The sequence below is a fragment of the Anaerofustis stercorihominis genome (assembly GCF_024623185.1).
GTDB lineage: Bacteria > Bacillota > Clostridia > Eubacteriales > Anaerofustaceae > Anaerofustis.
The window spans coordinates 1-20,455 of sequence record NZ_JANJZK010000017.1; the positions used below are offsets into that span (position 1 = coordinate 1).

Below are 20,455 nucleotides of genomic sequence, written 5' to 3' on the forward strand. Positions count from 1 at the left end.
ATTTCCTTATGTATTTTCCTTTGTTTTATTTTTATTATTTATGGCTTTTTTCTGACTCTTGGCTTTTTTTATTTTTAGGGTTATTATATTTATAGTCATTTTGAGCTTATAATTTTATTATGTCTTTTATTTTATGTTATAATAAAAAATATCAATTGATTAAGAGGTACAAAATGAAAATTATAGCAGATTTACATACTCATACGAATATTAGTGAACACGCTTTTTCAACGTTGGAAGAAAACTGTATTGCGGCAAATAAAGTAGGTCTTGAAGCAGTAGGGATAACAAATCACGGTCCGGCTCTCGAAGACGGAGCCAGCCATTGGCACTTTAAGAGTTTAGGTAAAAATAATCCTGGCAAAATGCATGGAGTTTATTTGATAAGCGGTATAGAACTTAATATAATGCAGGACGGCAGTATTGATTTAGAGGAAGAATATCTAAGTAATTTGGATTTGGTAATCGCTTCTTTTCATCAGGAAATATTTTATCCAAAAGATAAAAATCATGTAAATGATATGTTGAATGAAGCGATAACAAATAAAAATATAAATGTATTCGGTCATCTTGGTAATGAAATATTTAAATTCGATTATGAAGATATAATTTCAAAATGTAATAAGTATGATAAAGTGGTTGAAGTAAATAATCATTCTTTTGTTCAGCGTCCCGGAAGCGATGTGAATTGTCTGGAGATAATCAAACTTTGCAAGAAGTATGAAGTTCCCATCATGGTCAATTCCGATGCTCATATATCTTCCAGTATAGGTCATTTTGAAGATGCAATAGATGTAATAGATAAAGCTGGGTATCCTGAAGAATTGATTGTGAATTCTTCTATAGTAAGACTACAGGATTATTTTAAACATATTAAAGGTATTGATATCTTAAATAGATAAATAAAAAATAAAAGGAATTATAATCATGAATGAAAAGGAAATTCTTCTAAGTAACTTGGATAGGATACATACCACAGAAATGGGCATAGAGCGTATAAAGAAAAATTTAGGTTTAATAGATGAAGATGCAGTGGAGTATTGTATTAAAATAATTAAGGATAAAGACTGCATCGTTACTAAAAAGGGAAAGAACTGGTATGCTAAGCTGAGAAATTGTGAAATAACAGTAAATAGGAACAGTTATACAATAATAACCGCGCATAAGAAAAATTGATTTTAGTATATTAAAAATTATTATATTAATGTAAAGACGGCAAATAGATTGAAGATATAGCTTTATTATGGTATAATATCTAATCGTAAAAAATCAGAATTAGGTGAATTTTTATGGATTATATCACAATAAATGATAATTTTGAAAATAGTATAGAAATAAAGAAATCTAATTTTATTACTCATTTATTTTCTGTAAGTTCAGTAGATGAAGCTAACATTTATTTAGAGGAAATCAGAAAAGAACATTATAAAGCAAATCATAATTGCTATGCTTATATCATTGGAACAAATATGGAAATTAAAAAAGCAAGTGATGATGGTGAACCTTCCATGACTGCGGGTAGACCGATATTAAATGCAATGGAAAAGAATGATCTTACAAATGCATTGATAGTCGTTACCAGATATTTCGGAGGGATAAAATTAGGTGCCAGCGGACTTATCAGAGCTTATTCTTCATCTGCGGGTGAAGTGATTAAGAGTGCTAAGCTGGTTAAAAAAATTTATACCACAAAAGTTAAAATATCTTATGATTATTCTCTTCACGGTAAGATAGAAACTTTTCTTAGGAGCGTGGGATATAAATTGGATGATGCTAAGTTTACCGATAGGGTCGAATACATTGTATATGTACCTATTGAAGATAAAGAGAAATTTAAAGAAGATTTGATTTCTTTGACAAATGCAAAGATCGATATTAATGAAGAAAGTAATGTTTATATAGATGAATATTTAGATAACTGAGGTATAAGGAATGGATTTAAATGTAGTTTTTAAAGGAATAGTAGAAGATTTGGACAATCCCGTATGTTTTGTTGATATGAACCATATCATTACATATTTGAATAAAAGTGCAATAAAACGTTATGCTCACAGGGGCGGAGAAAAGCTTATAGGTCAGTCTTTATTTAACTGTCACAATGAAAATTCCAAGAAGCTTACTCTTGAATATATAGATAAACTTTTAAATAATGATAATTTAATTGAAATTTGTATAGGATATAATGAAAAACATAAGGAAACAAATTACATAGTAGCGGTCAGGGATGAAAATAAAAAGATGATTGGCTATTATGAGAGACATGAAGCGGATAAGTAGAGGAAATAATGTTTGATTATATAAAAGGCGATGTGGCTGATATCAGAGAAGGATATCTGACAATAGAAAATAAAAGCGGAGTTGGTTTTCTTCTCAATGTATCGGAAAATACCACTACCGATTTAATAAATGACAGAGAAGATGTTAAAGTATATACTTATATGGTGGTTAGAGAAAATGATGTTAGTCTGTTTGGATTTTCTACATTATTTGAACGAGAAATATTTTTTAAACTCTTAACGGTACCTAAAATCGGACCAAAGATCGCTCTTAGTTTACTCAGTGCACTTTCTCCGAATATGATCGTTGCGGCAATAATGAATAAGGATTATAAATCTTTATGCACTGCAAACGGAGTTGGAAAGAAGGCGGCGGAACAAATCGTGGTTACCCTACAAGATAAGTTCGGGGATTTACCTGAGATAGAAGAAATCACGATAAGCGACATGAATGTAAGTAGTGACTTAAAAGACGAAGCTATTTTAGGGCTTACTTCTCTGGGATTTGACAGAGCTTATGCCGCAAAGATAGTAAGAGAAATTTCAGTAGACGATGATTTGACTATAGAAGATATTTTAAGCCTTGCCCTTCAAAAGGTAAATGAATAAGGAGATATATGGCTACAAGAATTGTTACAAGCAAAAAAACCGAACTTGATATAGAAAAGGATAAGTCTCTTCGTCCTTCGACCCTAAACGAGTATATAGGTCAGGAGACCGTTAAAGAAAGGATGAGAGTCTTTATTTCTGCAGCAAAACAAAGAGGTGAAGCTCTCGACCATGTTTTGTTATACGGACCTCCCGGGCTTGGAAAGACCACGTTATCTAATATAATAGCAAACGAACTCGGCGTATCTATTAAAGTTACTTCGGGACCTGCAATAGAAAAACCGGGAGATTTAGCAGCTATATTATCCGGACTTAAAAAAAACGATGTACTTTTCATAGACGAGATACATAGACTAAACAGGACTATAGAAGAAATTTTATATCCCGCAATGGAAGATTATGCTTTTGATATAGTCATGGGTAAGGGACCTAATGCCAAATCCGTAAGGATACCGATAGCACCTTTTACGTTGATCGGTGCCACAACGAGGACCGGACTCCTTTCTTCTCCTCTGAGAGATAGGTTTGGAGTCTTGAATAAGCTTGAGATGTATAAAATAGAAGAGCTTATGGAAATTATAAAAAGAAGTGCGGGAATACTGGAAATAGATATAGATGATGAGGGTGCAAAGGAAATCGCTATCCGTTCCAGACAAACTCCGAGAATTGCGAACAGGTTTTTAAAGAGAGTAAGAGATTATGCTCAGGTAAAGAATTCCGATATGATTAACGGTAAGATCGCTGTAGAGGCTCTTAAACTACTGGATGTCGATGAAAACGGTCTTGACAGCAGCGATATCGGTATATTGGATGCTATCATAAATAAGTTTGACGGAGGACCTGTAGGACTTAATACCCTTTCTGCAATAATAGGTGAGGAAGAAGATACTATACTTGATGTGTACGAGCCTTATCTTCTTCAGCTTGGTTTTATAAACAGGACTCCGAGGGGGAGAGTAGCAACGAAACTTGCATATGATTATTTGGGTGTACCTTTTACAAACGAAGAAATGCTGACAAAATCTATATTTGAAATGGAAGAAGAATAATAATGAAGACTAGTGATTTTGATTATAATCTGCCTGAAGAATTGATAGCACAGACTCCCATAGAAAAAAGGGATACTTCAAGGCTCATGTTAGTTGACAGGAATACGAAAGAAATCGAACATAAACATTTCTATGATTTAATAGAATACTTAAATGAAGGCGATACATTGGTATTAAATGATTCAAAGGTATTTCATGCAAGGCTTTATGGTGTTAAGGAAGAAACAGGGGCAAAGATAGAAACTTTTGTTTTAAAGCCTTTAGCCGATAATATGTTTGAAGTAATGATAAAACCCGCTAAGAGACTTAAAGTAGGTTCTGTCGTTAAGTTTGATGAAAACTTATCTATGGAAGTTATGGAAAAGTATGAAGAGGGTTTGGCTAAAGTCAGATTTTTCGGATGCAGTGATGTTTTTTCTTATATAGATAAGATAGGAACGGTGCCTCTTCCTCCTTATATCAAGGAAAAACTCGATGACGATGAGAGATATCAGACAGTTTATTCAAAAGACAAAGGCTCTGCCGCAGCACCGACTGCGGGACTGCATTTTACAGAAGAACTATTAGATAATATAAAACAAAAAGGTGTAAATATTTGCTATGTAACTCTTCATGTGGGACTCGGTACTTTCAGACCCGTTAAAGAAGATGAAATAACTAATCATAAAATGCATAGTGAATTTTTTATAATAAGTAACGATACCGCAAAGATTATAAATGAGACAAAGAAAAACGGTAAAGACATATATGCGGTAGGAACTACAACGGTCAGGACACTTGAAAGCTGTTATCAGAAGTACGGAGACATAAGAGCCACTAATATGGATACTAATATATTCATATATCCGGGATTTGAATTCAAAGCCATAGACCATCTTATAACAAATTTTCATCTGCCTAAATCTACCTTACTCATGTTAATAAGTGCTTTTTACAATAAAGATGATATACTTAAAGCATACAACGAAGCAATAAAAGAAAGATATAGATTTTTCAGTTTCGGAGATGCAATGCTAATACTATAGGAGGAATTTATGAAAAAGCCATTATCAAACAAACTAGATAAAATATCACCGTCAATGACACTTGCAATAACATCAAAAGCAAACAAAATTAAAAGAGAGGGCACAAAGGTCTATTCATTCGGTACAGGGGAACCTGATTTCGATACACCCAGTCTTATAATCGATGCCGCAAATGAGGCAATGAAAAAAGGTATTACAAGATATACCGATGTAAAAGGTCTTATTGATTTAAGACTGGCTATAAGTGATAAATATAAAAAAGAATTTGGTATTTATTACGCCCCCGAAACTGAAATAATAGTATCATCGGGAGCAAAACATTCTTTATTCACTGCTCTTCAGGCTTTAATAAGCGACGGAGACGAAGTTATAATCCCGGTACCTTACTGGGTAAGCTATTCTGAAATGGTCAAAGTTGCCGGCGGAGAGCCTGTATTCGTATATCCAAAAAAAGAAAATGATTTTATACTGACAAAAGAAGAATTAAGGTCTGTTATAACTCCAAAATCAAAAGTCATAATGCTCAATAATCCTTCAAATCCTACGGGAGTAGTTTATACGAAAGAACAGCTTAAAGAAATCGCTGAAGTTTGTTTGGAAGAAGGAATTTATATTTTAAGTGATGAAATATATGAAATGCTTCTTTATAATAACAAAAAATTTACACCAGTTGCTTCTTTATCGGAGGAAATAAAAGATATTACAATTACTATAAACGGAGCAAGTAAATCTTATGCAATGACGGGCTGGAGAGTCGGTTATGCTCTTGCGAACAAGGATATCGTAAAGGCTATGAATACAATTCAGGGACAGTGTGTATCTCATCCAAGCAGTATTTCTCAGTATGCCACTGTAGCAGCTCTAAGAGCCGACCAAGGTATTGTTAGCGATATGGTAAAGGAATACGACAAGAGAAGAAAATATATGCTTGATGAGTTAAAGGGTATAGACGGAGTAGAACCTATAGAGCCCGACGGTGCTTTTTATGTGTTTGCAGATGTTTCGGCTTTTTACGGAAAAGAGTATAACGGTAAAAAAATAAATGGTTCCATAGAATTCGCGGATGCACTTTTAAGCAGTAAATATGTTGCGGTCATTCCCGGAATCGGATTCGGAGCTGATGACTTTATAAGATTTTCATACGCGACTGGTATGGATGATATAACAAAAGGTTTAAAATTATTTAAAGAATTTATAAATGAAATAAAATAGGAGAAAAGAAATGAGTAAAGATATTTATACTAATCCCTTAATAGAAAGATATTCAAGTAAGGAAATGCTACACATTTTTTCATCTGACAAGAAATTTTCCACATGGAGAAAACTTTGGGTGGCTTTGGCAAAAGGTGAAAAAGAATTAGGTATTGAAATTACCGATGAACAAATAAAAGCATTGGAAGAAAATATTTTTGATATCGATTATGATAAAGCAAGAGAATACGAAAATAAGTTCAGGCATGATGTAATGGCACATGTTCATACTTATGGCGATAAAGTTCCCGAAGCAAAAGGTATCATACATTTGGGAGCGACCAGTGCTTATGTAGGTGATAATACAGACCTTATAGTATTTAAAGAAGCCTTGGAGCTTATTAAAAAGCAGCTTGTAAATTTAATTAAAGTAATGAGTGATTTTGCACTTAAATATAAAGACATGCCAACTCTTGGCTTTACTCATTTTCAGCCTGCACAGCTTACCACGGTAGGTAAAAGAGCTACCCTTTGGATACAGGATTTGATCCTTGATTATGAAGAAGTGGACTTTGTTCTCTCCACTTTCAGAATGAGAGGAGTTAAAGGAACTACGGGTACACAGGCAAGCTTTATGAGCTTATTCAATAATGATGAAGAAAAAATCAAGAAATTAAATCAATTTGTTTGTAAAGAAATGGGTTTCGATACTGACTTTACAGTAACCGGTCAGACTTATCCGAGAAAGTTCGACAGCAGAGTAGTGAATTCTCTTGCGGGTATTGCACAAAGTCTTCATAAATTTGCTACTGACGTAAGACTTCTTCAGAACTTAAAAGAAATCGAAGAACCTTTTGAAAAGAACCAAATAGGTTCGTCTGCAATGGCTTATAAGCGTAATCCTATGAGAAGCGAAAGGATTTGTTCTCTAGCCAGACATATAATCGCAAATCAGGTAAACCCTGCTATGACAGCCAGTGTGCAGTGGTTTGAAAGGACTCTTGACGATTCTGCTAACAGAAGGATTTCCATACCTGAAAGCTTTATGTGCTGTGATGCTATTCTGCAAATAGCAATTAACATTGCAAGCGGATTTGTGGTTAACGATAAAGTAATCCATAAGGATATCATGGCTGAACTTCCTTTCATGACAACGGAAAATATTTTAATGGAAGCTGTTAAGAGAGGCGGAGACAGACAGGAACTTCACGAAAAAATCAGAGTTTACTCTATGGAAGCAAGCAAGAGAGTTAAACAGGAAGGTAAATCAAATGATTTGCTTGAAAGGATAGCTGCTGACCCTGCGTTCAACTTAGAGTTAAGTGAAATCCACGACATATTAAAACCTGAAAAATATGTAGGAAGAGCAATAAACCAAGTAACGGAATTCATTGAAGAAGATGTAAATCCTATATTGGAAAAAAATAAAGATTTGATTGGATATGATGTTACTTTAAAGGTATAATAAAAATAAAAAGTTAGGTGAAATAATGAATTATAAAGAAAAAACACAATTTTTTATAGACTTACTGGAAGAAAAAAAATTAACGAATATATATGCAGTAGACGTTACGGATTTGACCGCAGAAGCGAATACTTTTATTATAGCAACTGCCGGAAGTGACAGGCAGGCAAAGTCAGTTTGTGAGTTTATAGAAGAAAAAGCCGAAGAAGAAGGTTTATATACATCGGGAAAAGAAGGTGTCGAGCTTTCCAAATGGATACTATTGGACTATGGTGATATCGTAATCCATATATTCTTAAAAGATGAGAGAGATTTTTATAATCTTGAAAGACTTTGGCAAGACGGAAAAATTATTAAGGAGTAATTTGAATGAATATAAGAACCAGATTTGCACCAAGCCCAACGGGATTTTTGCATATAGGAGGGCTTAGGACAGCACTATACTGCTATTTATGGGCAAAACATAATGACGGAGACTATTTACTTAGAATAGAAGATACCGACAGAACAAGATATGTAGAGGGTTCTGTTGAAAATCTTATAAATGCGCTTAATTTCTGCGGAGTAAAGCACGATGAAGGTCCTATGCTAAAAGATGGTAAAGTCGTGGAAATCGGAGAAAAAGGACCATATTTTCAGTCAGACAGGTTAGATATATATAAAAAATATATTGATAAATTACTTGATGAAGGCAAAGCTTATTATTGTTTCTGCGATAAAGAAAGACTTGACAAATTAAGAGAAGAACAGGTAAAAAATAAACAGACTCCGAAGTATGACGGAAAATGTAAAAATTTATCCAGAAAAGAAGCCGAAGAAAAAATCAAGAACGGTGAAAGTTACGTAATCAGAATGGCTCTTCCCGAAGATGAGGACATTACCTTTAACGATGAAGTAAGAGGAGAAGTGACTATCAATACAAAGGATATTGATGAACAAGTCCTTATAAAAGCAGACGGTTTTCCTACCTATCATTTTGCGGTAGTCGTAGACGATCACTTAATGGATGTGAATTATGTTATCAGAGGAGAAGAATGGCTTGTTTCTACCCCTAAACATATTATTCTTTATAATTATCTTGGCTGGGAACCTCCTAAATTTGCTCATCTTCCGACGGTTTTAAATAAAAACAAGAAAAAACTAAGTAAGAGACACGATTCCGTTGCAGTGGAAGATTTTATACAAAAGGGATATTTACCTGAAGCTTTAATAAATTATATAGCTTTGCTTGGCTGGTCGGACCCTAACGACAGAGAAATCCTATCTATGGAGGAACTTATAGATGATTTCGATATTAAAAGAGTTACCAAAGCCGGGGCAGTATTCGATACGGAGAAGCTTAACTGGGTAAATGCACATTATATAAAAGAAAAATCAAATGAAGAATTGATTTCCTTAATCAAACCTTATCTGTTAAATGCAAAGCTTATAGATGAGAGTACTTCCGAAGAAACTCTTTTATATATCGTTGAAGCTATAAAAGATAAATTGAATTATTTTGAGGAAAGTATAGAGCTTGCAAAAGAACTATATTTAAAAGCAGATTTAAATAATCTTGATGAAAAAGCAAAAGAAGTAATGGAAATGGAAACGAATGAAACTTTGTTTACAAATTTGATAAATCTATTTGAAAATGAAGATAAGCTGACTCCCGAAATCGTAGGTAAAAGCTTAAAGTCGATACAAAAAGAATTTAAGATAAAAGGAAAAGCATTATATATGCCGACAAGGATAGCCATAAGCGGTATCATGCATGGTGCTGATTTAACTTATATATTGAGTATACTCGGTAAAGAGGAAGTTATTTCAAGACTAAAATCTGCACTTGAATTTATTAAATAAACAATTTTAAAATATGCTCAATAAAATGAGCATATTTTTTATTTTGTGAGTAATATTTAAATAAATTTGAATATATGTAAATAGTTGGTTTTATTTTGCCTTTTTTTATCATTTTACTTGTAAAAGTGTCTCTTTTTTTATATCATATAAGTTGTGTTATAATGACGAAAGATTGAGGGTTGGATATGTATAGTTTTACAAATGATTATAGTGAGGGTGCTCATAAAAATATTTTAGCGGCACTCATAAAAACAAATTTTGAACAAACAAGCGGATACGGTACAGACCATTTCTGTGAAGAAGCAGCGAATATAATAAAAGAACTTGTCGGGAATGAAGACAGCAGTGTGCATTTTTTAGCAGGGGGTACCGTAACGAATACTGCTGCGATTTCTGCTTTTTTAAGATCACATGAAGGTGTCATAGCACCGAACAGCGGACATATTAATGTTCATGAAAGCGGGGCGATAGAAGCATCGGGACATAAGATTATTCAAGTAGATGAGACTAATGGAAAATTAACAGCTTTACAGGTAGAGGAAATTGCAAAGGCTCACTATGAAGATGAAGAAAAAGAGCATACAGTGAAGCCTAAGATGGTGTATATTTCAAATCCTACCGAAGAAGGTACGATTTATTATAAAGATGAAATAATTAAATTAAAAGAAGTATGTGATAAATATGGCATGTACTTATATGTTGACGGAGCAAGATTAGGTTCGGCACTTACAAGTGTGGACAATGACTTGACTTTAAAAGACCTTGGAAGCTTGACTGACGCATTCTACATAGGCGGTACAAAAATGGGAGCTCTATTCGGCGAAGCCCTTGTTATCAACAATAAAGATTTAAATGTGGATTTTAGATATCACATCAAGCAAAACGGCGGCATGCTTGCAAAAGGCAGATTGATAGGTGTTCAGTTTATCGAACTGTTTAAAGATAATCTATATTTTGAAATCGGGAAGCATGAGAATAAACTGGCTAACAGGCTTGCACTTGGTATCGGTAATTTAAGATATGGATTTAATTCTTTATCTTCTACAAATCAAATTTTTCCTATACTTCCAAACGATATATTAAAAGTATTATCAAAAAAATATTCTTTTGCTTTATGGGAAAAGTTGAATGATGAACAAAGTGTTATAAGGCTTTGTACTTCCTTTGCAACAAGCGAAAAGATGGTAGATGAATTTATAAAGGATTTGGCTAAACTTACTTTTGCAAAAGAAAAATTATTAAAAGAACTGGAAGCTCAAAAAGCCAATAAGGAAATAGTATCTGACCCCGAAGAAACTTATATTGCGGAAAATGAAAGTATACAAGAAGTTCCTGAAGAAGTAAATGAAACATCAACAGAAAATATAGAAGTTATAACTGAGACTGAATCTAAATCCGATGTTCAAGATGAAGCAGAGATATTTACTCAGGAAGAAAGCGAAAATGATTTGGATATAGCATATGAAGATGAAGAAGTTATCCCAATCCAGACTCAAGTTATAGAAGAAACTCAAAGTGTTATTCCCGAAGAAGTAACAGAGCCTGTCGAAACTATATCTGAAGTCGTTCAGCCTAAAAAAGCTGTAGTAGAAGAATTTATTCCTATGGAAGAAGAAAATACTGCAGGTTTTGAAAAGTTTGAAAAAGTGTCAGACAGTGAAGACGACATATTTGCTGATGTTTTTAAGGAAGAGAATCATAAAGAGTTATTTGAGCCGGTAAAAAAAGATGTCACATTTGAAAAAGATGATGATTTGGATATATTCAGCGAATTTGAATTTGAAGATTAAAAATGAAATAATAACAATGTAAAAGGACAATTGATTTTGTCCTTTTTTAATTTAATTATAATAATAAAGGAAAGCTTTTAGCTTTCCTCTGAATTTGTATATAAAAGATATTTTTGAAGATATATCTTATTTGCGAACGACTTTGTTGCAAGTCTTACTATTCTCGCTTCGTATCTTGTGCTGTCATTTTCTTTAAGTTTATCTTTTTCATTTGTAAAGGCGATTTCAAGTGCTTTTTCTATCCAGCCGGCAAAGTAATCATACGCCTCTTCTATAGGATATGTGTCGATTTGTATTTTTATTAATGCACATATTTCAGATATTGATAAAATTTGCTTTAATACACATACTACAATGATATATGCGATATGGTTTTTAGTATATTTTTTCTTGATGGGAGGAGATACGAGACCTTGCTTGACATAGTTATTTACCATTGAAGAAGTTATTATTTTTTCTTTTTCAGTGGGATTAAATACTTTTAATGTATTTTCTATAAAACTTATTACTTGGTCCATATATAGTTCTATGTTTGGAAGTTCCTCATAACGCGGGAAATGGAATTCTAAAATTTCTTTGGTGTATTTTGAATTTTCAAAAATAGTCATAATCAATACTTCTCCTTGATGAAAAGTATATCATTCAAATTTTATCATGTCAATAGTTCATAAAACCTCTTGACAAAGTATTATACATTATATAAGATAATATTAAATACTAGATAATATTAAAATAATATAATCGTAAGGAAATAATCAAAATGAATATAAATGAAAAAATTGCTATAATTACGGATTCGGGTACGGATGTACCAAAAAAATATGTTGATAAATATAATATGTATGTCGTTCCGTTGATAGTTAATTATAATAATAAAAGCTATAAAGATGTGGTTGATATAGATATAGATACTATATGTGATAGATTGAAAGAAGAAATTCCTACGACTTCACTGCCGTCTATCGATGATATTATGGAAACTTTTGAAAAAGTTATCAGTGACGGTTACGATAAGGCTATAGTTATAACTATTTCGAGCGGTCTTAGCGGTACTTATAATGCTATGAGGATTGCAAGCGAGTCATTTGAAGGAAGACTTGAAACTATGCTTATCGATACAAAGAATATAGATATAGGAGCCGGATTTAGTGCAATCAGGGCAGGGGAGCTTATTGAACAGGGCTGTTCCTTTGATGAAATAAAGGAAAAACTTGATGATGCAATAAAAAATACAAAAGTTTATTTTTGTGTAAAGACTCTTGAATATCTAAGAAAAGGCGGAAGGATAGGTTTGGTCGCGTCTGTTGTCGGTACGGCTCTTGACTTAAAGCCTGTGATGTCTTGTAATGAAGACGGAGTGTATTATGTCGTATCAAAAGCCAGAGGCAGAAAAAAATCCCTTAAAAAGGCTCTTAGTGAAGCTATCGACTATTCCAAGAAGTACAATAAATATAATGTAGCTGTAGTAAACGTGCAGGCCGAAGATGAAGCAAAAGAAATTGAAAATAGTATAAAAAAAGAATTTCCTAATGTAGAAAATGTGTTTGTCGGTTCGATTTCTCCGACACTGGCGGTTCATACCGGACCGGGATTGATAGGTGTGGGAGTACAGAAAATAGATTAATACCTAAAAAGTTAATATAGAAGGTCTCGGTAAAGCCGAGGCTTTTTATTTGTAATTAAATGTTGAAATATGTATTATATTACATTATAATATAGTCTATGCAATATCATTATATATACATAATGTACCAAAATATTTTATAACATATTATATATAAAACTAATGGTAATTGATATTTATATTACATTGATAAAAAAAATATTTATCAATAAAATAAAAATAAGAAAGAATTTTGAAAGTTACTAAACGTATATCTTTAGTAACAAGTATTGTTATTAGGGGATATTAAATGGAGATTTTAAAAAAAGAAAGAAATTATTACTTTGATAATCTTAAGGGATTTATTATAATTTTAGTTGTGATGTTTCATATTGTACCTAGATTTGTAAATTTTTCTCTTGATAGTCTATATGGTTTTGTTTCAATATTTCATATGGCATTTTTTATATTAATTTCAGGTTATTTTTCTAAAAATAAAGAAAAGCAAGCAAGAAAAGCATTTTCACTTTTAATTATATACTATGTATTATCATTGTTATTATATGTATATTGTGACATGGAAGTATATAGAGATATATCGAATATATCAAAAATTCATTTTAACTATAAATTATTTCTTCAGCCATTTATAGCACACTCGTATGTATCTTGGTATATATTAGTATTATGTTTTTATAGGGCAATCTATCCTTCATTTCCTAATATAAAGTATAGTGTACAAATTGCTTTTATTGTTGGAATTATAGCAAGTTTGATATATATACCGCTATATTCTATAAGAAGAATGATATTGCTACTTCCTTTTTTTGCTACAGGGTATTATTTAAGTAAATTTGAATATAAAGATATAAGAAAAAATTTTATAAATAGAAAAATAAGTTTTGTCTTATTACCTATAGTATTTTTAATATTTATTCTATTTTTTATTTTTTTACTCGAACAAAAGGGGGAGTTTAATCCTCTTTATTTTGCTTTGGGAGAATTTAATTTAGAAAAAATATTTAATAGAGGATTATATATTCTGGCATTCACTATTATATGCTATATACTCGCATTTGGCATAATATATCTAATATCGACATTGATGACTGATGAAAAAAATTTCTTATCTAAAATTGGTAAAAATTCGTTAGCGGTTTATTTTTTTCATTCTTTTTTTACTATAACATTTAGGGAAAATTTTCTTATCCCATGGTTAAAAAATGAGGTATTAGGAACATTCTCTTGTTTATTGATTACAATAGTTGTTACGTCAATAATAGTGTTTGTTTTTTCTCGTGATATTGTAACAAAATATACGATTGCTCCTCTAGAGCGACTATCACAAAAAATACTCATAAGAAAAGATTGATATAAAATCTCGGAACTATATATCCGAGATTTTTTTTATTAACTCAATTAACATTTCTTTCATTGATATTTTAATTTGTTGGTAGTATAATATGTTTTAATTATATGTAAATCTATGTTATATTAGGAGGAAATATGAATTTTCAAATAGTCAGTGACGGTGCTTGTGATTTACCTAAAGAGGTGCTTGAAGAAAATAATATCAGTGTCGTTCCTTTTTATGTTTCTTTTGGTGAAGAGGAACTTCAAAAAGAAGCAAGCAGTATGAGTGTAAAAGACTTTTATAAGAGAATGGTCGATAATCCTGATATCTTTCCAAAAACCTCCCTTCCGAGTGTAAATGACTATATTGAAGTTTTAGAGCCATACATCAAGGAAAATATCCCTGTTATTTGTATATGCATAGATTTAAAAATAAGCGGTTCATATAATAGTGCAAGCATGGCAAAATCCCTTTTGGAAGATAAATATAAAGATGCGAAAATCAAAGTCATAGATTCAACTGTTTTAACCGCAGCCCAAGGTGTATTTGTCATGGAAGCCGTTAGAATGAGAAATGATAATATAGGTTTTGAAGAAGCTTATAGTAAGCTGGAAGAAATAAAATCTACTGGCAGAATTCATTTTACCGTTGGTAATGTTGAATATTTAAAACACGGAGGACGTATCGGAAGACTTGCGGGATTTGCTGCCGGTGCTTTAGGTTTAAAGCCTCTTATAGTTCTTGAAAACGGAGATATTTACCCCGGAGGTGTAGCAAGGAGCAGAAAGAAAAGTATTTCTCAGCTTATGAAAGTTACAAGAAAGCATTTTGAAGCTATAGGGGATACTCCTGATAATTATTCTTTTGTTGTCGGGTATGGTTATGATGAAGCAGAGGGATATGAATACAGAGAAAAGCTTTTTAATTCATTAAAAGAGTATTCAAATATAGATGATATGGAAGATATAAAAGTACTTCAAATCGGAGCGACTACAGGTGTTCATACCGGTCCTTATGCTTTAGGTCACGGATTTGTAAAAAGATATGATAAATAATATTTATTAGTGGTAGATATATAAAGCGGATAAGATAAGATTATAACTTATTCGTTTTTTTATGTTATGGTATAATAAATTTTATAATTATAGTTTATTATTTATAAAAGTACTTGACTCTAACGTAGCGTAATGGTGTAGATTAATCTTGGAGGTAGGATATGAAGTTAAAAGTAGGAGATGTTTCAAAGCTATTTGGCATAAGTGTGCGCACACTTCATTATTATGATGAGATCCAACTTTTAAAACCCTGTGAGATAGATGAAATATCGGGATACAGATATTATGACGAAGATGATTTGAAACAGCTTCAGGAAATAATGTTTTATAAAAAACTTCTGATACCTCTTAAAGAAATCAAGCTGATTTTAACTAAGACTAAGTATGACAGAGAAGAAATTTTAAATAAGCATAAAAACTTATTAATGCTTGAAAAAGAAAAGATTGACGGTCTTATAAAATTAGTGGATAATACTTTGAAGGGAGAGAATATTGATATGAGTACTTTTGATATGAATGAAATAGAAAGAATAAAAAAAGAGTATAAGCAAGAAGTAATTGACAGGTGGGGAGACAGCGACGCCTATAAAGAAAGCGAAAGAAAAACCAGTTCTTACAGTAAAGATAACTGGGAAAAAATCAATAAAAAACAAGAAAAAATATTTACTTTGTTTTATTTAAATAAAGATAAAGATGTAAATTCCAAGGATGTAAAAGACTTGGTTAAAAGCTGGCAGGATTTTATAAGTGATAATTTTTATTCTTGCAGTGATGAAATATTATCAGGTCTTGCCGATATGTATATAGGCGATGAACGATTTAAAAATAACATCGATAAGTTCGGTGACGGGACTGCCGAGTTTATGCATAAAGCAATAAAAGCGTATGTAAAGTAGAGGAAACAAGCCGTGGATAGAAAGAAAGCATTAAAAGTTGAATACAAAAAATTAAAACCATATATGGGAGTTTATAAAGTATCATTTGAAAACAGTGATAAAGTTTATCTTGGTTTAAGTGAAGATTTAAAAGGAACTATTAATTCAATCATTTTTCAATTAAAATTAGGTTCTTTTAGAAGTAAAAATCTTCAAAATGATTATAATAACTTTGGTTTTGATGATATGACTATAGAAAGCCTAGAAGAACTCGAGCATAAAAAAGATGATAATGATATCGATTATGTCAAAGAGCTTGAAACTCTCAGAGATATGATAGGTGAAAATTATGATGACAAAGAATATATTAAATATAGGAAAAGTAAAAAATGATTGAAAAGTTGACTGATAAATATATAGATGATGTCATGAAAATATGGCTTAATGAAAACTTGAATGCTCATAGTTTTATTGATGAAAATTATTTTATAAATAATCATGATATCGTAAAAGAAATGATTCCAAAAGCCGAAGTCTATATTTATAAAAAAGATGAAAAAGTCATAGGTTTTATAGGATTGGATAAAGGTTATATAGCGGGACTTTTCATAGATGATAATCATAAAAGATTAGGTATTGGAAGTAAGCTCATCGATTTTGCAAAAAGTAAATATGCTCAACTGTCACTTTTTGTATTCAAGGAAAATCACAATGCTTTGAATTTCTATCTTAAACATGGGTTTAAAATCATCAGTAAAGAAATGAATGAAGATACAAACCATTATGAATATTTTATGGAATATAAAAAAGACCTCACTTAAGAGGTCTTTTTATTAGTCGAATAGTTCTGTGGAAAGATATCTTTCTCCTGTATCGGGCAGAAGCACGACGATGTTCTTATCCTTATTTTCTTCTCTCTGAGCGATAATCGTAGCTGCTTTTAATGCCGCTCCCGAAGATATCCCTACTAATATCCCGTCGCTTTTAGCTACTCCTCTCGCAGCTTCAAATGCATCTTCATTTTCTATCTTGATTATTTCATCATATATATCAGTATCTAAAGTCCCGGGAATAAATCCTGCACCTATACCTTGGATTTTATGAGGTCCCGGATTGCCTCCCGAAATTACCGGGGATGCGGTAGGTTCCACTGCGATTATTTTTACATCAGGATTTTTTTCTTTCAAATATTTTCCGACTCCTGACAGAGTTCCTCCTGTTCCTACACCTGCCACAAAATAATCAACTTTACCATCGGTATCTTTATATATTTCAGGACCTGTGGTATTATAGTGCATTTTAGGATTTTCTCCGTTTTCAAACTGGCTTGGTATGAAGCTGTCTTTTATTTCTTTTTGAAGCTCTTCCGCTTTTGCAATAGCACCTTTCATACCTTTGGCTCCGTCTGTAAGTACTATTTCCGCTCCGTAAGCTTTAAGTAGTTTTCTTCTTTCAATGCTCATTGTCTCCGGCATTGTTAGTATAGCCTTATATCCTTTTGCCGCTGCAATGCTTGCAAGTCCTATTCCTGTATTACCGCTGGTAGGTTCGATTATCGTACTTCCTTCTTTTAAAATCCCTTTTTCCTCCGCACTTTCGATCATTGCTTTTGCAATCCTATCTTTGACGCTTCCCGCAGGATTAAAAAATTCTATCTTTGCTAAGATAGCAGCATCTAGATTATTTTCTTTCTCGTAATTAGTGAGTTCCATTAGCGGGGTATTTCCCACCAATTCTGTAATTTGTTTGTAAATAGCCATTTTATTGTCCTCCTTTAAAGGCATTTTCTAAATCATAAATTATATCGTCAATATGTTCCGTTCCGATAGATAATCGTATCGTATTTGGTTTTATACCGCTTTTTAAAAGTTCTTCCTCATTCATTTGTGAATGAGTCGTCGAAGCGGGGTGTATCACTAATGATTTTACATCAGCTACATTTGCAAGTAAAGAGAATACTTTTAGTCTATCAATAAATTCTTTTGCATATTTCTCTGTTCCTTTTATTTCAAAAGTAAATATAGAACCTGCTCCGTTTTTAAAGTATCTGTCATATAATTCTTTTCGTTTTCCGATGTTCAATGACGGATGATTTACTTTTTCAACTTTAGGATGATTTTTTAAGAATTCAACTACTTTCAATGCATTTTCAACATGTCTTTCTACTCTTAGGGATAGTGTTTCCAAACCCTGAAGAAGAATAAAAGCGTTGAAAGGGGATAAAGAAGCTCCGGTATCTCTAAGTAGTATAGCTCTAATTCTTGTTATGTATGCAAGTTCACCTGCAGCTTCACTGAATTTTATTCCGTTATAACTGTCGGTAGGTTCTGTAAGCATAGGAAATTTACCTGATTTCTTCCAGTCAAAATTTCCGCTGTCAACTATTACTCCACCAAGACTTGTTCCGTGTCCTCCTATGAACTTCGTTGCAGAGTGAATTACAATATCAGCGCCGTATTCTATAGGTCTAAATAAGTAAGGTGTTGCAAATGTGTTATCTACTATTAGTGGTATGTTATTTTTATGAGCAATATTTGCTACCTTTTCTATATCAATAATGGTAGAATTGGGATTACCGAGGGTTTCTATAAATATAGCTTTAGTATTTTCTTTTAATGACTTCTTAAAGTTATCGGGGTCATTTACTGATACAAAAGAAGTTTCTATCCCATAATCTTTTAATGTATGAGCAAAAAGATTATATGATCCTCCGTAGATTTCGGATGAACTTATTATATGATCTCCTGCTCTTGTTATATTTAATATCGCATATGTTATTGCAGCTGCTCCCGAAGCAGTTGCAAGTCCTGCTTTTCCGCCTTCAAGTGCGGCAACTCTTTTTTCAAATATATCCTGCGTTGGATTAGTCAGTCTACCGTAAATATTTCCTGCGTCTTTTAACCCAAACCTATCCTCGGCGTGCTGTGAATTATCAAAAATATAAGATGTTGTTTGATATATAGGAACAGCTCTTGCTCCTGTTGTAGGATCTGCTTCTTCTTGACCTACGTGTAATTGTAATGTTTCAAATTTATAATTCCTATCGTTCATTTTATTGATTATCCTTTCTTTCGAAATTATTGTGTATTATTTAAATTGATACAACACATATACATTCGTCCGTTATGATAATTTTCTTTTTGTCGTTTTCTGATAATGAACATAGTTTTGACCTCTCTTTATTAATTATATATATTTCCTATATGAATAATATGAAATAACTATAATATTAAAATCTATAATTGTCAAGTAAAAAATAAAAAAAGTGGAAATATTATCTATTTTCCACTTTTGTATATTAAATTATATAGTCTATTGTATCTTTTTCATCATCAAGCAAATCTTCCAGCGTAACATTATTGACGTAATTTTCAATCACATTATAAAGTCCCTTCCAAAAAGGTAGTGTGGCACAAGAACCGCTTCTTGAACAACTGTTTTCCTCTGCTTCCAGACAAGCAATAGGGGCAAGGCTTCCTTCCGTTACTCTTAATATATCGCCGGCAGTATATTCTCTGGGTTCCTTAGCTAATTTGTATCCGCCTTTTGGACCCCTTACACTGTTTAAATATCCTACTTTACATAATTGAGTAGTAATTTGCTCTAAATATTTGATTGATATATCCTGCCTTTTGGATACTTCTTTTAATGTTATATATTTCCCGTCATAATTTTTAGCTAGATCTATCATAAGCCTAAGGGCATATCTTCCTTTTGTAGAAATTTTCATTTAATTACCTCGAAAACCGTCTTTTTTAAGTTTTATTTAATATACCACAGCTTTAAAATAAAATCAATGAGTGGAGTAATTATAAAATTGATTAAGTAATGTAAAAAAATTCCTTTTTTTCATGTAAAATACTTGACAATCATGTTAGTTAGTGCTAACTTATATATAAGAAGTTAGGAGTGGCTAACAATGAATGATAGAAGAGGTGGTAGTATGCCTTTAGTTATGGCCGGTATCGGAGAAGAAAGTTACATCAAAAGAATAAAAGGTAGGGATGAAACTAAGAATTTCCTTGAAAAGTTAGGTTTTGTTGTCGGAGGAAAAGTTATGGTAGTATCTAAAAATAACGGCAACATCATTGTTAATGTTAAAGATTCCAGAGTAGCAATCAGTAAAGAAATGGCAACCAGGATAATGATATAGCCTGCTACGAGCAGTGCAAAAGAAAAATTATTTTCAAGGGGAAATATTTATATTTACACATGAAAATAATTTTGATTTTATAGGGCGACAGCCCCTATGAGGGAAGTCGCAGACTTCACGAATAGGCACTGCGAGTAAATTAAAAGCGAGGTAGCGAATTATATTCTT

The 20,455-nt window shown here is 32.2% G+C and carries 23 protein-coding genes; 19 read left to right on the forward strand and 4 right to left on the reverse strand.

The window, feature by feature from the left end; all coding sequences use genetic code 11:
- The first annotated feature begins 173 nt into the window (after positions 1-173).
- The 12 genes from NSA01_RS08745 to NSA01_RS10105 all read left to right on the forward strand — a co-directional run bounded on the left by NSA01_RS08745 (position 174) and on the right by NSA01_RS10105 (position 11,247).
- Complete coding sequence (locus NSA01_RS08745; protein ID WP_257481089.1) at positions 174-902, forward strand: phosphatase; 729 nt, start codon at positions 174-176, stop codon at positions 900-902.
- A 25-nt stretch (positions 903-927) separates the two neighbouring features.
- Positions 928-1,176 (forward strand): DUF3781 domain-containing protein, encoded by a 249-nt coding sequence (locus NSA01_RS08750; RefSeq protein ID WP_257481090.1) that lies wholly within the window; start codon positions 928-930, stop codon positions 1,174-1,176.
- Between the two features lie 113 nt (positions 1,177-1,289).
- The gene (locus NSA01_RS08755) at positions 1,290-1,922 is read left to right on the forward strand and encodes a YigZ family protein (RefSeq protein ID WP_257481091.1); all 633 of its coding nucleotides are present in this window, start codon (positions 1,290-1,292) and stop codon (positions 1,920-1,922) included.
- Positions 1,923-1,932: 10 nt separating this feature from the next.
- Complete coding sequence (locus NSA01_RS08760) at positions 1,933-2,277, forward strand: PAS domain-containing protein (RefSeq protein ID WP_257481092.1); 345 nt, start codon at positions 1,933-1,935, stop codon at positions 2,275-2,277.
- Positions 2,278-2,285: 8 nt separating this feature from the next.
- Positions 2,286-2,885 (forward strand): Holliday junction branch migration protein RuvA, encoded by a 600-nt coding sequence (gene ruvA, locus NSA01_RS08765; protein ID WP_257481093.1) that lies wholly within the window; start codon positions 2,286-2,288, stop codon positions 2,883-2,885.
- A gap of 8 nt (positions 2,886-2,893) precedes the next feature.
- On the forward strand, positions 2,894-3,934 hold the full coding sequence (gene ruvB, locus NSA01_RS08770) for a Holliday junction branch migration DNA helicase RuvB (RefSeq protein ID WP_257481094.1): 1,041 nt from the start codon (positions 2,894-2,896) through the stop codon (positions 3,932-3,934).
- A gap of 2 nt (positions 3,935-3,936) precedes the next feature.
- Positions 3,937-4,959: a tRNA preQ1(34) S-adenosylmethionine ribosyltransferase-isomerase QueA gene (gene queA, locus NSA01_RS08775; RefSeq protein WP_257481095.1), complete on the forward strand. Its 1,023-nt coding sequence runs from the start codon at positions 3,937-3,939 to the stop codon at positions 4,957-4,959.
- Between the two features lie 9 nt (positions 4,960-4,968).
- The gene (locus NSA01_RS08780) at positions 4,969-6,171 is read left to right on the forward strand and encodes a pyridoxal phosphate-dependent aminotransferase (RefSeq protein WP_257481096.1); all 1,203 of its coding nucleotides are present in this window, start codon (positions 4,969-4,971) and stop codon (positions 6,169-6,171) included.
- Between the two features lie 10 nt (positions 6,172-6,181).
- Positions 6,182-7,615, forward strand: coding sequence for an adenylosuccinate lyase (purB, locus tag NSA01_RS08785; protein WP_257481097.1), 1,434 nt, complete (start codon positions 6,182-6,184; stop codon positions 7,613-7,615).
- A gap of 25 nt (positions 7,616-7,640) precedes the next feature.
- Positions 7,641-7,979, forward strand: coding sequence for a ribosome silencing factor (gene rsfS / locus NSA01_RS08790; RefSeq protein WP_007048833.1), 339 nt, complete (start codon positions 7,641-7,643; stop codon positions 7,977-7,979).
- 5 nt (positions 7,980-7,984) lie between these two features.
- Entirely contained in the window at positions 7,985-9,457 is a 1,473-nt protein-coding gene (gene gltX, locus NSA01_RS08795) for a glutamate--tRNA ligase (protein ID WP_257481098.1), read from the forward strand.
- A gap of 185 nt (positions 9,458-9,642) precedes the next feature.
- On the forward strand, positions 9,643-11,247 hold the full coding sequence (locus NSA01_RS10105; RefSeq protein WP_373887191.1) for a threonine aldolase family protein: 1,605 nt from the start codon (positions 9,643-9,645) through the stop codon (positions 11,245-11,247).
- A 77-nt stretch (positions 11,248-11,324) separates the two neighbouring features.
- On the opposite strand, the gene NSA01_RS08805 is transcribed toward NSA01_RS10105, so the two are convergent.
- Positions 11,325-11,855, reverse strand: coding sequence for a DUF1836 domain-containing protein (locus tag NSA01_RS08805; RefSeq protein ID WP_257481099.1), 531 nt, complete (start codon positions 11,853-11,855; stop codon positions 11,325-11,327).
- Between the two features lie 152 nt (positions 11,856-12,007).
- Here NSA01_RS08805 and NSA01_RS08810 point away from each other — a divergent pair, with 152 nt between their 5' ends.
- The 6 genes from NSA01_RS08810 to NSA01_RS08835 all read left to right on the forward strand — a co-directional run bounded on the left by NSA01_RS08810 (position 12,008) and on the right by NSA01_RS08835 (position 16,955).
- Complete coding sequence (locus NSA01_RS08810; RefSeq protein ID WP_257481100.1) at positions 12,008-12,871, forward strand: DegV family protein; 864 nt, start codon at positions 12,008-12,010, stop codon at positions 12,869-12,871.
- Positions 12,872-13,160: 289 nt separating this feature from the next.
- Positions 13,161-14,222 (forward strand): acyltransferase family protein, encoded by a 1,062-nt coding sequence (locus NSA01_RS08815; RefSeq protein ID WP_257481101.1) that lies wholly within the window; start codon positions 13,161-13,163, stop codon positions 14,220-14,222.
- Positions 14,223-14,356: 134 nt separating this feature from the next.
- Complete coding sequence (locus NSA01_RS08820; RefSeq protein WP_257481102.1) at positions 14,357-15,259, forward strand: DegV family protein; 903 nt, start codon at positions 14,357-14,359, stop codon at positions 15,257-15,259.
- A gap of 161 nt (positions 15,260-15,420) precedes the next feature.
- On the forward strand, positions 15,421-16,155 hold the full coding sequence (locus tag NSA01_RS08825) for a MerR family transcriptional regulator (protein ID WP_257481103.1): 735 nt from the start codon (positions 15,421-15,423) through the stop codon (positions 16,153-16,155).
- A 12-nt stretch (positions 16,156-16,167) separates the two neighbouring features.
- Positions 16,168-16,527 (forward strand): GIY-YIG nuclease family protein, encoded by a 360-nt coding sequence (locus NSA01_RS08830; protein ID WP_257481104.1) that lies wholly within the window; start codon positions 16,168-16,170, stop codon positions 16,525-16,527.
- Positions 16,524-16,955, forward strand: coding sequence for a GNAT family N-acetyltransferase (locus NSA01_RS08835; protein WP_257481105.1), 432 nt, complete (start codon positions 16,524-16,526; stop codon positions 16,953-16,955). The genes NSA01_RS08830 and NSA01_RS08835 overlap by 4 nt, the downstream gene beginning before the upstream one ends.
- 12 nt (positions 16,956-16,967) lie before the next feature.
- Here NSA01_RS08835 and cysK read toward each other — a convergent pair whose 3' ends face one another.
- The 3 genes from cysK to NSA01_RS08850 form a co-directional block, all read right to left on the reverse strand.
- Entirely contained in the window at positions 16,968-17,894 is a 927-nt protein-coding gene (cysK, locus tag NSA01_RS08840) for a cysteine synthase A (protein WP_257481106.1), read from the reverse strand.
- A gap of 1 nt (position 17,895) precedes the next feature.
- Entirely contained in the window at positions 17,896-19,185 is a 1,290-nt protein-coding gene (locus tag NSA01_RS08845) for an O-acetylhomoserine aminocarboxypropyltransferase/cysteine synthase family protein (RefSeq protein WP_257481107.1), read from the reverse strand.
- A gap of 247 nt (positions 19,186-19,432) precedes the next feature.
- Positions 19,433-19,864 (reverse strand): RrF2 family transcriptional regulator, encoded by a 432-nt coding sequence (locus tag NSA01_RS08850; RefSeq protein ID WP_257481108.1) that lies wholly within the window; start codon positions 19,862-19,864, stop codon positions 19,433-19,435.
- A 189-nt stretch (positions 19,865-20,053) separates the two neighbouring features.
- On the opposite strand from NSA01_RS08850, the gene NSA01_RS08855 reads away from it, so the two are divergent.
- Positions 20,054-20,287, forward strand: coding sequence for a FeoA family protein (locus tag NSA01_RS08855; protein ID WP_257481109.1), 234 nt, complete (start codon positions 20,054-20,056; stop codon positions 20,285-20,287).
- Positions 20,288-20,455 lie beyond the last annotated feature (168 nt).

Excerpts from the sequence above, each read along its gene's own strand:
- ruvB (WP_257481094.1), top strand. The coding sequence starts at position 2,894 with ATGGCTACAAGAATTGTTACAAGCAAAAAAACCGAACTTGATATAGAA.
- NSA01_RS08850 (WP_257481108.1), bottom strand. The coding sequence starts at position 19,864 with ATGAAAATTTCTACAAAAGGAAGATATGCCCTTAGGCTTATGATAGAT.
- NSA01_RS08805 (WP_257481099.1), bottom strand. The coding sequence starts at position 11,855 with ATGACTATTTTTGAAAATTCAAAATACACCAAAGAAATTTTAGAATTC.
- NSA01_RS08845 (WP_257481107.1), bottom strand. The coding sequence starts at position 19,185 with ATGAACGATAGGAATTATAAATTTGAAACATTACAATTACACGTAGGT.
- cysK (WP_257481106.1), bottom strand. The coding sequence starts at position 17,894 with ATGGCTATTTACAAACAAATTACAGAATTGGTGGGAAATACCCCGCTA.
- NSA01_RS08810 (WP_257481100.1), top strand. The coding sequence starts at position 12,008 with ATGAATATAAATGAAAAAATTGCTATAATTACGGATTCGGGTACGGAT.
- NSA01_RS08750 (WP_257481090.1), top strand. The coding sequence starts at position 928 with ATGAATGAAAAGGAAATTCTTCTAAGTAACTTGGATAGGATACATACC.
- gltX (WP_257481098.1), top strand. The coding sequence starts at position 7,985 with ATGAATATAAGAACCAGATTTGCACCAAGCCCAACGGGATTTTTGCAT.
- queA (WP_257481095.1), top strand. The coding sequence starts at position 3,937 with ATGAAGACTAGTGATTTTGATTATAATCTGCCTGAAGAATTGATAGCA.
- NSA01_RS08855 (WP_257481109.1), top strand. The coding sequence starts at position 20,054 with ATGAATGATAGAAGAGGTGGTAGTATGCCTTTAGTTATGGCCGGTATC.
- rsfS (WP_007048833.1), top strand. The coding sequence starts at position 7,641 with ATGAATTATAAAGAAAAAACACAATTTTTTATAGACTTACTGGAAGAA.
- NSA01_RS08780 (WP_257481096.1), top strand. The coding sequence starts at position 4,969 with ATGAAAAAGCCATTATCAAACAAACTAGATAAAATATCACCGTCAATG.
- NSA01_RS08815 (WP_257481101.1), top strand. The coding sequence starts at position 13,161 with ATGGAGATTTTAAAAAAAGAAAGAAATTATTACTTTGATAATCTTAAG.
- NSA01_RS08835 (WP_257481105.1), top strand. The coding sequence starts at position 16,524 with ATGATTGAAAAGTTGACTGATAAATATATAGATGATGTCATGAAAATA.
- NSA01_RS08755 (WP_257481091.1), top strand. The coding sequence starts at position 1,290 with ATGGATTATATCACAATAAATGATAATTTTGAAAATAGTATAGAAATA.
- purB (WP_257481097.1), top strand. The coding sequence starts at position 6,182 with ATGAGTAAAGATATTTATACTAATCCCTTAATAGAAAGATATTCAAGT.
- NSA01_RS08745 (WP_257481089.1), top strand. The coding sequence starts at position 174 with ATGAAAATTATAGCAGATTTACATACTCATACGAATATTAGTGAACAC.
- ruvA (WP_257481093.1), top strand. The coding sequence starts at position 2,286 with ATGTTTGATTATATAAAAGGCGATGTGGCTGATATCAGAGAAGGATAT.
- NSA01_RS08825 (WP_257481103.1), top strand. The coding sequence starts at position 15,421 with ATGAAGTTAAAAGTAGGAGATGTTTCAAAGCTATTTGGCATAAGTGTG.
- NSA01_RS08760 (WP_257481092.1), top strand. The coding sequence starts at position 1,933 with ATGGATTTAAATGTAGTTTTTAAAGGAATAGTAGAAGATTTGGACAAT.
- NSA01_RS10105 (WP_373887191.1), top strand. The coding sequence starts at position 9,643 with ATGTATAGTTTTACAAATGATTATAGTGAGGGTGCTCATAAAAATATT.
- NSA01_RS08820 (WP_257481102.1), top strand. The coding sequence starts at position 14,357 with ATGAATTTTCAAATAGTCAGTGACGGTGCTTGTGATTTACCTAAAGAG.